Source organism: Streptomyces sp. S.PNR 29 (genome assembly GCF_030386795.1).
In the GTDB taxonomy this organism is placed as follows: Bacteria; Actinomycetota; Actinomycetes; order Streptomycetales; family Streptomycetaceae; genus Streptomyces.
The window spans coordinates 50,207-63,555 of record NZ_JANUQM010000003.1; the positions used below are offsets into that span (position 1 = coordinate 50,207).

General features: G+C 72.7%; 7 protein-coding genes and 1 pseudogene. 6 read left to right on the forward strand and 2 right to left on the reverse strand.

The window, feature by feature from the left end; all coding sequences use genetic code 11:
- Nucleotides 1-39: 39 nt before the first annotated feature.
- From NW895_RS09145 to NW895_RS09170, 6 genes are all read left to right on the forward strand, one after another.
- On the forward strand, nt 40-2,616 hold the full coding sequence (locus NW895_RS09145) for a protein kinase (RefSeq protein WP_289934877.1): 2,577 nt from the start codon (nt 40-42) through the stop codon (nt 2,614-2,616).
- 194 nt (nt 2,617-2,810) lie between these two features.
- Nucleotides 2,811-4,451, forward strand: a complete 1,641-nt coding sequence (locus NW895_RS09150) for a serine/threonine-protein kinase (protein WP_289935499.1) — start codon at nt 2,811-2,813, stop codon at nt 4,449-4,451.
- 49 nt (nt 4,452-4,500) lie between these two features.
- Nucleotides 4,501-5,604 (forward strand): serine/threonine-protein kinase, encoded by a 1,104-nt coding sequence (locus NW895_RS09155; protein ID WP_289934878.1) that lies wholly within the window; start codon nt 4,501-4,503, stop codon nt 5,602-5,604.
- A 42-nt stretch (nt 5,605-5,646) separates the two neighbouring features.
- Nucleotides 5,647-7,458 (forward strand): serine/threonine protein kinase, encoded by a 1,812-nt coding sequence (locus tag NW895_RS09160; protein ID WP_289934879.1) that lies wholly within the window; start codon nt 5,647-5,649, stop codon nt 7,456-7,458.
- Nucleotides 7,459-7,562: 104 nt separating this feature from the next.
- A complete protein-coding gene (locus NW895_RS09165; RefSeq protein ID WP_289934880.1) occupies nt 7,563-9,176 on the forward strand; it encodes a succinic semialdehyde dehydrogenase in 1,614 nt (537 codons plus the stop codon).
- A gap of 73 nt (nt 9,177-9,249) precedes the next feature.
- Nucleotides 9,250-11,034: a GMC family oxidoreductase gene (locus NW895_RS09170; protein WP_289934881.1), complete on the forward strand. Its 1,785-nt coding sequence runs from the start codon at nt 9,250-9,252 to the stop codon at nt 11,032-11,034.
- A 107-nt stretch (nt 11,035-11,141) separates the two neighbouring features.
- Here NW895_RS09170 and NW895_RS09175 read toward each other — a convergent pair whose 3' ends face one another.
- Both NW895_RS09175 and NW895_RS09180 read right to left on the reverse strand, forming a co-directional pair.
- Nucleotides 11,142-12,107: an LAETG motif-containing sortase-dependent surface protein gene (locus tag NW895_RS09175; protein WP_289934882.1), complete on the reverse strand. Its 966-nt coding sequence runs from the start codon at nt 12,105-12,107 to the stop codon at nt 11,142-11,144.
- 758 nt (nt 12,108-12,865) lie between these two features.
- Nucleotides 12,866-13,153 (reverse strand): annotated as a pseudogene (locus tag NW895_RS09180) (chorismate mutase); the annotation flags it as partial.
- Nucleotides 13,154-13,349 lie beyond the last annotated feature (196 nt).

Genomic DNA, 13,349 nt, shown 5'->3' on the forward strand with positions numbered 1-13,349 from the left:
GGGAACAGAATTGACCGACGGTCTGTCGGGGGAGGCAACGTGGACGACTATGCGGGACGGGTACTCGCCGACCGCTACCGCCTGCCGCTGCCGCCCTCCGACGAGTACGAACTGACCGAGACCCGGGCCTTCGACACCTACAGCGGGCAGGAAGTCCTGGTCAGGCAGGTGCCGTTGCCGGAGATCGTCGAGGCGGAGGTGCTCGACGCGGAGGGGCTGCCCGACGGTTTCACGGCACGGGACGGCGGTTCCCGGCGCCCCTCGGCACGCACGGGCCCGCGGCGGCCCGCCGATCCGGTGGTGCGGCGCGCCGTCGAGGCCGCGCAGGCCGCGGCCCGCATCCCCGACCACCCAAGGCTCGACCAGGTCTTCGACGTGTTCGCCGAGGGCGGTTCGCTGTGGATCGTCAGCGAACTGGTGGCGGCGCGGCCGCTCGCGGCGCTGCTCGCCGAGAAGCCGCTGACGCCGTACCGGGCGGCCGAGGTCGCCTCCGACGTCCTCATGGCGCTGCGGGTGCTGCACGCCCACGGCTGGGTGCATCGCAACATCACCGCGCGCACGGTCCTCGTCTGCGACGACGGCCGCGTGATGCTGACGGGCCTGGCGGTCGGGGCGGCCGAGGAGGCGCTGTGCGGGTACGACCCGGTTCCGGCCCCGGACGGGGACGGGGACGGGGGCGTCGAGGAGCCGGGCGACCGGCGAGGCGTGGGACGGTTCGAGGGCCCTGGTGGCTCCGGCGGGCCGGGCGGTGATGGCGGTGCCGGGTTCGCCGCCGATCCCGAGGCCGCCAGGCGGGCCGCCATCGAGGCGCGGGCAGCCGGAGGGCTGCCGGCCGCCGGGACCGAAGGACCCGCCCCCGGGGCCCTCGACGGCAGCGGAGACATCAGGGCGGCGCGGGCCGGGGCGATCGCCGCGTACCGTGCGGGAGCCCGGGCCGCGGCCCGGGTCCAGGAGGCGCAGAACGGACGGGCGGCACTGCCCGGCGCCCGGCCCGCCCCCGACAGCACTCCCGCCCCCCGCAGCCCCCACAGCCACGGCTCGGCACAGCCGCCGTACGCCGCCGGCCACGGCACGACCCCGCCCGGCACCATGCCTCCGGGACAGATAGCCGACCCCTACGGCGTGCGCCCCGCCGCCTGGCACGGTGCCGCTCCCCGCACCGCACCCGGCGGCAACGGCCCGGCCGGACCCGGCGGACCGGGACGTACCGCCCTCCCCTCCGGCCCCGGTGACGACCAGGGCACGCCCCCGTCCGGCGCCGTGCCCGGCCTCGCCGCGCCCCGCACCCCCGACGACCCGCCCTCCTCCGCCGCCCCCAGCCGCTGGGACGACCTGGTCGCCGACAGCTCGGCCCGCCGCGGCCCGACCAACCGGCTGGCCGCCGAGCGGGCGCGTCAGGCGCGTATGGCCGTCGTGGGCCCCGTCACCGAGCGGTGGGCGCCGGAGCAGGCGGGGCCCGTGCACGAGAACTGGCGACTGGCGCCGCCCATCGGCCCCGCCACCGACCTGTGGGCGCTCGGCGCGCTGCTCTTCCGCGCCGTGCAGGGGCACGCGCCGTATCCGGAGGAGTCGACCGCCGAACTGGTGCAGATGGTGTGCGCGGAGCCGCCGGCCTTCGCCGAGGAATGCGGGCCGCTCAGGCCGGTCGTGGAGTCGCTGCTGCGCCAGGACCCCACCGAGCGCATCGACTTCGAGGAGCTGAGCGGCTGGCTGCGTTCGCTGGTGCGCTCGGCGCCCGAGCCGGAGGCCGGCGTGCACGTGGTCCCGGCCCCGCCCGTCGACACCACCCGCCTGCCGGTCGTACGCCGCAGGGGCGAGCTGGTGCGCAGGCGGCGCGCCGGGCTGCCCGCGCACCACGGGCGGCACAAACGGGCGAAGCAGGAGACGAGGTCCCCGCTCCGCCTGGGCCGCATCCTGCTCCTGCTGATACTGCTCGCCATGGCGGGAGCGATCGCGTACGCCATGCTCTTCATGCCGAAGGCCGGCACCAACGGCGCGGGCAGCCCGGACCGGACCGGTGCCGCCGGTGAGGTCGGGCAGGCGCCCACCCGGTCGCCGGACGCCAGCAGTGAGCCCCGGCCCGAGCAGACCTCCCCGAAGGCGGACGGCAGCCCGTCGGAGTCGGCCGGCTCCACCGAGACGCAGACCACCGGCCCCGAGCCCGCCGACGGCTTCACCCTGCGCAAGGACACCGAGGGGTTCCGCGTCGCCGTCGCCAAGGGCTGGGAGCGCACGCCCGTCAACGGGCGCGGGCAGGTCGTGTACTCCAAGGGCGACTTCGAGCTCGTCGTCGTACCGGGCCGCGACGGCACGGACGAGTACGGCAGCGACCCGATGGCGTACCAGCGGGACAAGGAGCCCGAACTGCAGCCGTACCGGGACTCCAGCTGGGCCACCTCCACCGGCCTGAAGACCATCGAGGTGGGCGGGCGGACCATGGCCGAGGGACAGTTCACCTGGACCGACGGCGACGGGAGCGAGCTGTACGTGCGCAACCTCGCGATGCTGGTCGACGGGAAGTACCACGTGGTGCAGGTGCGCGGCCCGGAGACCGACCGCGACGAGGTGACGCGGCTGTACGAGCAGGCGGCGGCGACCTATCAGGTCACCGGCTGAGGCAGGCCCGGCGGCACCGGCCGACCGGCCGACACGGCACCCCGTGTACGCAGCCGTTCGCCCCTTGGTTCCCTCCTGTCCCGAGAAGCGACAACCGTCACAGTGCGGTCTCCTTGGCACCCCGCTTGTTCCCTGGACGCGGGGCGGTCCCTAATCTGACCCTGTCAAGACCATTGCGGGGCAACGTGAATCAGATACAGGGCCAGCTCGTCGCGGGCCGCTACCGACTCGGCGACTCCATCGGGAGCGGCGGCATGGGCCGGGTGTGGCGTGCCCATGACGAGGTGTTGCACCGGGTCGTCGCGATCAAGGAACTGACGGCCGCGCTCTACGTGTCCGAGAGCGAGCAGGCCATCCTGCTGGCGCGCACCCGGGCGGAGGCACGGGCGGCCGCGCGGATCAACCACTCCGCCGTCGTCACCGTGCACGACGTGCTCGAACACGACGGCCGGCCGTGGATCGTGATGGAGCTGGTCGAAGGCCACTCGCTGGCCGACGAGGTCAAGGAGCAGGGGCGCGTCGAGCCGCAGGAGGCGGCCCGCATCGGCCTGTGGGTGCTGCGCGCCCTGCGTGCCGCGCACACCGCCGGCGTCCTGCACCGCGACGTCAAGCCCGGCAACGTCCTCCTCGGCCGCGACGGCCGCGTGCTGCTCACCGACTTCGGCATCGCGCAGATCGAGGGCGACACGACCATCACCCGCACCGGAGAGGTCGTCGGCTCCGTCGACTACCTGGCGCCCGAGCGCGTACGCGGCCACGACCCCGGTCCCGCCTCCGACCTGTGGGCGCTCGGGGCGACCCTGTACACGGCGGTCGAGGGCCGATCGCCGTTCCGCCGCACCTCGCCGCTGGGCACCATGCAGGCGGTCGTCGAGGAGGAGGCCGCCGAGCCGCAGCACGCCGGCCCGCTCGCCCCCGTCATCGGCGCCCTGCTCCGCAAGGATCCGGCCGCACGCCCCGGCGCGGCCGAGACCGAGCAGATGCTCGCCGACGCGGCGGAGGGCCGACGGCCGAACGCGGCACAGGCCTACGTCTCGACCCAGCACGTCGGCATGCACACTTCCGGCCACCACCTCCCCCCGACGGCCACCGCGACCCCGTACCCCCCGGTGACCGGCCCGACGACGACCGGCCCCACGACGGCGCCGGGCCCGCAGCAGACCGCCTCCGCCCCGCCGAGGCGTCGCCGGCGGCTGCGCGCGATCGCCCTGATGGTCGCCCTCGCCGCCATCGTCGGCGGCGCCACCGCGGTGGCCCTGCAGCGGTGGGGCGACAGCCGGACGGACAACAGAGCGTCCACAGCGCCGAGTCCCAGCCCCACGTCGACGAGCGTCGACACCACGGGTGGATCCGTTCCGGCCGGCTGGAAGCGCTACGACGACCCGCTGGGCTTCAGCCTCTACCTCCCCCAGGGCTGGAAGCGGCAGGTCTTCGGCAACGACGGCGACCTCAAGCAGATCGACTACACCCCCGACGGCGGCAGGCACTTCGTCCGCATCGCCGTCGACACCTCGCCGGACTTCAACGACCCCTACGCGCACCAGCTCGACCTGGAACAGCAGATCCAGAAGCTGGCCGACTACAGGCGGGTGACGCTGGAGAGGAACCCCTACCGCGACCGCCCCGGCGCCCGGTGGGACTACACGTGGACCGCCCTGCCGACGGACCCGGGCTTCCCCGGGCCGCGGCGCGCCATGGAGGAGACGTACATGTCCCGGGGCGGCGTCGAGTACGCGATCTACATCTCCTCCCCCGCGAAGGACTGGCCGACCACCCGCAGGCAGTTCACGGCGGTGCTGCAGGGCTGGCAGGAGGCCCCCCTGACGAACCCGTGACAGGGTTGGCCGGTCACCGACCCGGAGCCGATTCGTCCGCTGCGGCATGATGGGGCTCATGGGGACCGAGGGAGCAGGCGGCCGCGTCATCGCGGACCGTTACCGGCTTCAGACCAGGCTCGGACGCGGCGGCATGGGCGTCGTGTGGCGGGCCACCGACCAGTTGCTCGGCCGTCAGGTCGCCGTCAAGGAACTCCCCGTCGACGACACCCTCTCCCCGGCCCAGGCCCGCTGGCGGCGAGAGCGCACCCTGCGGGAGGCCAGGGCGGTCGCTCAACTGCACCACCCGCACATCGTCGTCGTGCACGACGTGGTCGAGGACGACGAACGCCCGTACATCGTCATGGAGTTGATCGACGGAGGTACGCTCGCCGACCGCATCGCCACACACGGCCCGGTCGACGCCGCCGAGGCCGCCCGCATCGGCATCGCCCTGCTCGGCGCGCTGCGGACCGCGCACGCGGCCGGTGTCCTGCACCGTGACGTGAAGCCGTCGAACGTGCTGATCGCCGAGGACGGCCGGGTCGTCCTCACCGACTTCGGCGTCGCCCAGGTCGCGGGCGCCACCACGCTCACCGAGACCGGTTCCTTCGTCGGCTCGCCGGAGTACACCGCGCCCGAGCGCATGTCCGGGGACACCGCCAGGAGCGGTCCCGCGTCCGACCTGTGGTCACTGGGCGCGTTGCTGTGCACGGCCCTCAGCGGTGAATCGCCGTTCCGGCGGGACTCGTTGGGCGGCATCCTGCACGCCGTCGTGTCCGACGAGATCCGGCCGCCCGCGCAGGCCGCGCCGATCCTGCCCGTCGTACGCGGCCTGCTCGAACGCGATCCGGACCGGCGGATGGACGCGGCCGAGGCGGAGCGGCTGCTGCGGGCCTTCCTGGAGCTGGGCCGCACACCCGCGACGGCCCGCGCCGAAGTGCCCAGGCTCTCCACGCGGGGCGTGCTCATGGCCGCGTTACTGGTCGCCGCCATGGCGGGGGCGGGCGTGTCCGCGGCAGCGCTGCTCGGGGACGAGGACGGCGACGGGGGCGGTACGCCGACGACTTCGGCGCCCAGGACACCGACGGCGGCCAGCCCGTCTCCCGGCACCCCGACCGCGACCGTCACCGTGACCCGCACGCCCCCTCCTCCGTACCTGGACAGAAGATGAGCCACGTCGACAAGGAGCCGCTCGCCGGGGTACTCATGGGACATGAGCAACGACGGGGGCGGTAAGGGTGCCCAGGACCGGCTGGTGGGCGGGCGCTACCGGCTGATCGAGCGCATCGGCTCCGGCGGGATGGGAACCGTCTGGCGGGCGCTGGACGAGCTCGTGGAGCGCGAAGTGGCCGTCAAGGAGCCACGGTTGCCGGGCGATCCGGAGGACGAGAGTCACCGGCGCGCCGCCCACCGGCTCTACCGCGAGGCCCGCGCCGCGGCGCGCGTCGACCACCCCGCCGCCGTCACCATCCACGACGTCGTCGTCGAGGAGGAGGACGGACTCCCCTGGATCGTCATGGAGTTGATCCGCGGCGAGTCCCTGCACGAGGTGCTCCAGGGCGACCCGATGGCGCCGCCCGAAGCCGCCCGCATCGGCCTCGCCGTCCTCGGCGCCCTGCGCGCCGCGCACGCGGTCGGGATCGTGCACCGCGACGTGAAGCCCGCCAACGTCCTGCTGGGCCCGCACGGCCGCGTCGTCCTCACCGACTTCGGCATCGCCCATGTGCAGGGCGAGGAATCCCTCACCGCCGGAGGGGAGTTCGTCGGCTCGCTCGAATTCGTCGCCCCCGAGCGGATGTCCGGCCGGGTCGCCGGCCCCGCCTCCGACCTGTGGTCCCTGGGCGTCCTGCTGTACGCCGCCGTCGAGGGCTGGTCGCCCTTCCGCCGTACGACCGTGGAATCCACGCTCGCCGCGATCCTCTCCGCCGACCCGCCCGAGCCGGAACGGGCCGGACCGCTCGGGCCGCTGCTCACCCGGCTGCTGGTGAAGGATCCCGACCAGCGGCCGGACGCGGAGGAGGTCGCCAAGACCCTGGAGGCGGCGGCGGGACGGTGGCCGGAACCGGAGGCGGCGCCGGCCGGGGCGCAGAGCACCTCCGGAATACGTGAGTTCGCCGACGACGTGGGGACACTGCGACTCGGGACCGACGCCGTTCGTTCCCCCGACGAGGCCCAGCCCGACCCGGCCCCGGCAGGGGGGAGTTCCCTGGACCCGGCACCCGGCAGTCCCCCGGACCCGGCACGGGGGAGTTCCCCGGCCCCGGCACCCGGGAGCTCCCTGTCCCCGGACCCGGCACCCGGCAGCCCCCCGGCCCCGGAACACGCGCCGGCGCCCGAGGCCCCCCGCGCCGACGCTCCCACCCCGAAGCGCGGACGCCTCCTCCGTCCGGCTCCCCTCGCCCTGCTCGGCGCGCTTCTCCTCGCCGGGGGCATGGCGTCCGCCGCGTTCCTCGGCGGCCCCGGCAGAGGAGAGGCCGCCGAACAGACGGCCGGTGCCGCGCCGACCGCCGGCCGCTCGCCGTCCCCCACCGGTTCCGGCATCTGGACCGCCCACCGGGAGCGGGACATGGACGCCGTACTCACCCTCCCCAGCCAGTACTACGAGGTGACCAGGGACGGCAGCGCGAGCGACCAGCCCCGCATCGCGGTGTACGAGAACGACGAGAACGACGGCGGCGACATCCAGGTCCGGCTCACCCTCTGGGACAGGGCGCCCCGCTCCCCGATGGCCCAGGCCAAGGAGGCACACCGGACCTGGGACGAGTACGACGGGGACGCGCGCACCCAGTACACCAGCACCAGCGTCCGCGGAAACGAGGCCGTCCTCGCCGACACCACGTACGGCCTGGACGACGCCCCCACCCGCGTCATGCAGCTGATGATCCGCACCGGCGACGACCGCATGTACGAACTGCGCGTCGACATGCCCAAGGGCACCCCCGACGAGAAGAAGGGCACAGCGGTGTTCAAGGGAGCCCGTGACCGACTCGACATCGGGCAGCGCTCCGCCGGCACAACGCCCTGATCAGCGCATTCGTTGCCAGCAGCCACTGGCGCTGTGTGAGCGGTCGGTGAAGTCGCGTTACCGACGGGTACACAAACCTCCCCGCGCGGCATACCCTGCGCCTCATGACGGACGCGCACGCCCCGGAAAAGACCGGCACCAATCCCCTCGCCCCCGCCCCGGCGGGCGCCCGCACCGCGGCCGACGTGGTCACCCCAGAGCTGGTCGCCCAGCTCACCAAGGGCGTGGTCGGCTCCGGTCGCACCGCCAACCACACGCCGTTCACCGGCGAGAAGCTGGCCGACCTCCCGGAGTCGACGCCCGAGGACGTGACCCGGGCCTTCGAGCTGGCCCGCGCCGCCCAGTCGGTGTGGGGACAGACCCCGGTACGGCAGCGTGCCGCCGTCCTGCTGCGCTTCCACGACCTGCTCCTGGAACGCCAGGCCGAGGTCCTCGACCTGATCCAGCTGGAGACCGGCAAGGCCCGCCTGCACGCCCACGAGGAGGTCCAGGCCGTCGCCGTCGCCGCCCGGCACTACGGTCGCAGGGCCGCCGCGTATCTGAGGCCCAAGCGGCACGCCGGTGCCGTGCCGGTCCTCACCAAGGCCACCGAACTGCGTCACCCGCGCGGTGTCGTCGGCCAGATCGCCCCCTGGAACTACCCTCTGGAACTCTCCGTCGGCGACGCGCTCCCGGCGTTCGTCGCAGGCAACGCCGTGGTGATGAAGCCGGACACGGAGACCTGCCTGACCGCTCTCTGGGCCCGTGACCTGCTGATCGAGGCCGGGCTGCCCGCGGAGGTCTTCCAGGTCGTCCTCGGCGAGGGCCCGGTCGTCGGCCCCGAGGTGGTCCGGCACGCCGACTACGTCTCCTTCACCGGCTCCACCCGCACCGGCCGCGAGGTCGCGCAGGGCGCCGCCGCCCGCCTGGTCGGCGTCTCCCTGGAACTCGGCGGCAAGAACGCCATGCTGGTGCTGGAGGACGCCGACATCGAGAAGGCGGCGGCCGGAGCGGTCCGCGCCTGCTTCTCCTCCGCCGGCCAGCTGTGCATCTCCATCGAGCGGCTGTTCGTCCACGAGTCCGTCGCCGACGCCTTCCTGGAGCGCTTCGCCGCCCGCACGAAGGCCCTGCGCCTCGGCACGTCCCTGGCCTACGGCGCCGACATGGGCTCCCTCGTCGGCGAACGCCAGCTGGAGACCGTCGAGCGGCACGTGAAGGAGGCCGTCGCGAAGGGGGCCACGGTCGTCGCGGGCGGGGTCGCGCGCCCGGACATCGGGCCGTACTTCTACGAGCCGACGATCCTCGACGGCGTGACGGAGCCGATGTCCGTGTGCACGGAGGAGACCTTCGGCCCGGTGGTGTCGATCTACCGCTTCAAGAACGACGACGAGGCGATCGAACGCGCCAACTCCACCCCGTACGGCCTGAACTCCTCGGTCTGGACGAAGGACGCCCGCCGCGGCCGCGAGGTCGCCGCGCGCCTGCGCACCGGCACGGTCAACGTCAACGAGGGCTACGCGCCCGCCTACGGCAGCGTCCAGTCACCGATGGGCGGCATGAAGGACTCCGGCCTCGGCCGCCGCCACGGCTCCGAGGGCATCCTCAAGTACACCGAGGCCCAGACGGTGGCCCAGCAGCGGCTGCTGCCGATGGCGCCGTCGCTGGGGATGGACGACGAGAAGTACGCGCAGTTCATGAGCCGCAGTCTCCGGCTCATGAAGGCCTTCCGGTTCCGGTAACGCCCGTCAGGGGCGCGAAGGACGCGCGACCAGCCACAGACGGCCCGCACGCATCACCCGACGAGGAGAACCCGTGCCCCAGGACACCTACGACTACGACGTCATCGTCGTCGGCTCCGGCTTCGGCGGCTCGGTGACCGCCCTGCGTCTCACGGAGAAGGGCTACAAGGTAGGCGTCCTGGAGGCCGGCCGCCGTTTCACCCGCGAGTCGCTCCCCAAGAACTCCTGGGACCTGAAGAACTACCTCTGGGCCCCGAAACTCGGCATGCTCGGCATCCAGCGCATCCATCTCCTCGGCAACGTCATGGTTTTGGCGGGAGCCGGCGTCGGCGGCGGTTCCCTCAACTACGCCAACACCCTCTACGTACCGCCGAAGGCCTTCTTCGACGATCCCCAGTGGCGGGACATCACCGACTGGCAGGAGGAGCTGAAGCCGTACTACGACCAGGCGCGGCGGATGCTCGGCGTCCGGCTCAACCCGACCATGACCCCGTCCGACGTGCACCTCAAGGGCGCCGCCGAGCGGATGGGCGTCGGCGACACCTTCCACATGGCGCCGGTGGGCGTGTTCTTCGGCGACGGTGAGGACGCCGACGGCACGGTGAAGGCGAAGCCGGGCGAACAGGTCCCGGACCCCTACTTCGGCGGCGCCGGTCCGGCCCGCCGGGCGTGCGCCGAGTGCGGCGAGTGCATGACCGGCTGCCGGCACGGCGCGAAGAACACCCTGAACGAGAACTACCTGTATCTCGCGGAGAAGGCCGGCGCGGTCGTGCACCCGCTGACGACGGTCGTGTCGGTGACCGACGACTCCCGGGGCGGCTACGCGGTCGCCACGCTCCCCACCGGCGACCGCAAGGCGAAGGGGAAGACCTTCCGGGCCCGCCAGGTCGTCCTCGCGGCCGGCACGTACGGCACCCAGACCCTGCTGCACCGCATGAAGGCGAACGGCCAGCTGCCCTTCCTCTCGGACAGGCTGGGCGAACTCACCCGCACCAACTCCGAGGCCCTGGTCGGCGCCCAGACCGACAACCGGCGCTACCGCAAGGTCACCGGCGAGAAGAGGGTCGACTTCACGCGGGGCGTGGCCATCACGTCCTCCATCCACCCCGACGCCAACACCCACATCGAGCCGGTCCGCTACGGCAAGGGCTCCAACTCGATGGGCGGCCTGTCGATCCTCCAGGTCCCGTACGCCAACGGCGGCTCGGGCGCCTCACGGGTCCTCGGCTGGCTCGCGCACGCGGCCAGGCACCCGTGGCTCGTGGTCCGTTCCCTCTCCAACCGCCGCTGGTCGGAGCGGACCATCATCGGCCTGGTGATGCAGTCGCTGGACAACTCCCTGACGACGTACCTGAAGCCGGCGGGCGTCGGCAAGGGCCTGCTGACCGCCCGTCAGGGCCACGGCTCACCCAACCCCAAGCAGATCAAGGCGGCCACGGAGGGCGCCTCGGCGCTCGCCGCCGAGATCAACGGCTTCGCGGGCTCCAACGTCGGCGAGCTGATGGGCATGCCCCTGACCGCCCACTTCCTCGGCGGCTGCCCGATCGGCGCCTCCCGGGAGACCGGCGTGATCGACCCGTACCACCGCCTGTACGGCCACCCCGGCATCTCGGTCGTCGACGGCGCCGCGGTCTCGGCCAACCTGGGGGTGAACCCCTCCCTGACCATCACGGCGCAGGCCGAGCGGGCGATGTCGTACTGGCCCAACAAGGGCGAGCCCGACCCGCGCCCGCGGCAGGGAGCGGCGTACGAACGCCTCGCCCCCGTCGAGCCCAAGTCACCGGCGGTGCCGTCGGACGCCTTCGGCGCACTGCGGCTGCCGTTCCTGGGGATCCCGGCGGTGCCGCCCAAGAAGTGACCACACCTGTGCGGTGACGGAAACGAGAGAAGGACCTGTGCCCCCCTCCGAGCGCAGGTCCTTCTCTGCTCTTGCGTCAAGCCTTACGGGCGTGACTCACGCGTGTCTCAGGCGTCGGCCCCGGCCTTGCGCCGCCGCACCGCGAACACCGCACCGGCACCGGCGACGACGGCGAAGCCGCCCACGAGGCCGATCACCGGAAGGGCCGAGCTGGAGCCCGTCTCGGCGAGGCTGCCGTCGACCTGCGGCGTGTCACCGCTCGGCTTCTCGTCGGTGACGGGCGCCTTGCCGCCTTCCTGCGGCTTGGTGCCGTCGGTGTCCGTGCCGGCGGCCACGATCTGGAACTTGTAGGAGATCTGGCCGAAGCCGGTGCACTCGCCCTCGGTGTCGCCGTAGATGGTCGCGCCGAGCGAGAAGCCGGCGCCGACCGGGGCGGACGCCTTCACGTTGAGGCGCAGCGGAATGTCGACCTCGTAGTCGGGCTTGAGCTCGTCGGTGTACCCGACGTAGCCCACCGCGTAGCCGCCCTCGTCGAGGTCCTCCCAGATCTTGTCCTCGGGGTTCCAGGCCTGGAGCTGGACCTGCTTGCTCTTGAACAGGTCGTTGCCGTCCTTGTCGGACGAGGCCCCGGCGAAGAAGTCGAGGTCGTTGAGGGTGGAGTCGGAGTTGTTGAGCACGTTCAGCGAGAACTTGTGCCAGCCGCTGCCCGCGGAGATCTTGCCCGGCAGACCGGTGATGCTGACGTCGACCTTGGAGTCCGTGCACACGGACGGCTCCGGGTCCGGGGACTCCGACTCCTCGGGCGCGGAGGTGGTGGGCGCCGGGCTGGTCGCCGAGGCGGACGTGCTCGGGGCCACCGACGGCGTCGCGGAGGTGGTGGCCTCGGGCGCGGAGGTGGTGGGCGCCGGGCTGGACTCGGTGGTGGACGCGGTCGGGGCGGGCGACTCGCTCTCGGCCGGCGACTCGCTCGCGGAGACGCTCGGCGAGGGGCTGGACGACTCCTCGGCGTACGCAGCCGGTGCCGCAAGCAGCGCCACCGGGGCGATCACTGCCGTCGCGGCCGCTGCTGCCATGGCACGGCGAAGCTTCATGAAGACCTCGGGAAGTCCGGCGTACTGCGACCTCGCAGTACGCGTTGGGGGAGGCCTCCGCGTGTGGGGCGCGGGTGTGGCCCTTGGTTCGCCAGGTTTGATCAGTGAAGCCTGTGGATGGTTGCCCCCGCACTGACCAAATTCTTATGTGGCCTGCGTCACATCTCTGTCGGCATGCGGGGTCATGTGGTGCATATGTGCGGGCATGCGAAGGGCCCCGCGGGACGGAGCCGCGGGGCCCTTCTTTCGTCAGCACCGACGTCAGGGCAGCGTCGGTGCCTGTGAAGCGGCGCCGGGGGGTCGCGCCGCCGGCTTCGAGTGCCTCGGAGCGTGATTGGTCTCAACCTCTGGCAGTGGGTCAGTACAAGCCAGTGTCGTCGAACGCAGTGGTGCGCGGGGGGACTTGGGCTTTCTACGCATCGTGCTGGATGGGAGCGGCCTCCGCAACCGTTTGACCCGGACTCGGATATTTTCCGCCGGTCGGCCCCGGGCGTCCCCGGAGCCGACCGTTCACTTGGTGACCGGGCTGCTGTCCCCTGCCGTCCGGTCACTTCCCTGGAGCGAGGTCCCACGACGCACGGCACGATCCGTCCGTCTCATTCGCTCCAGCGAGCCACGCGTGGTTCTTTCGGGCCCGCCCCTGGCTGGCACGGACACCGGAACCAACGAGGCCTCAGCCGCAACGGTCACGCGCCGGACGGGTGAGAAATGATGCGTACGTCTGTACCGGGAACGCGGATTCAGATCTTGCCGCGGCACAGCTCCAGCAGGGTCATCGCCAGGGCCGTGCCCGGTTTGCCGAGCGCCTCCCTGTAGTGGCCGAGGATCTCCATCTCCCGGGAGAGGTTCACGCGCCTGCCGCCCGAGGCGATCCGTGCCTCCTGGACGACGGCGGAGACGGCCATCCGTTCCTGGATCAGACCGATGATCCGGTCGTCCAGCGCGTCGATGCGTTCACGGGCGCCGCTGATCACGCCGGCGGCCTCGGTGGTGTGGGCGCCGGTCACGTCGAGGGTGGTCATGTCGAGCTCCTCATCGGATGGGACGGGGTGCCCCGGAGCGGCAGGGCCCGGAAAACGCCAGGCGCCCCGGACCTTGTCGGCCCGGGGCGCCTGGGAAGTCGCTTGTCAGTTGCTCAAGCAGCACGACCATGGCAGCCGGCGGGCCGGGTGCCATAGGTAAAGAGGAAGGCCGAGTGCGTGAGCATGGGGCCAGTATGCCGTG

Coding starts and splice junctions, on each gene's coding strand:
- NW895_RS09165 (WP_289934880.1), top strand. CDS start 7,563: ATGACGGACGCGCACGCCCCGGAAAAGACCGGCACCAATCCCCTCGCC.
- NW895_RS09155 (WP_289934878.1), top strand. CDS start 4,501: ATGGGGCTCATGGGGACCGAGGGAGCAGGCGGCCGCGTCATCGCGGAC.
- NW895_RS09160 (WP_289934879.1), top strand. CDS start 5,647: ATGAGCAACGACGGGGGCGGTAAGGGTGCCCAGGACCGGCTGGTGGGC.
- NW895_RS09175 (WP_289934882.1), bottom strand. CDS start 12,107: ATGGCAGCAGCGGCCGCGACGGCAGTGATCGCCCCGGTGGCGCTGCTT.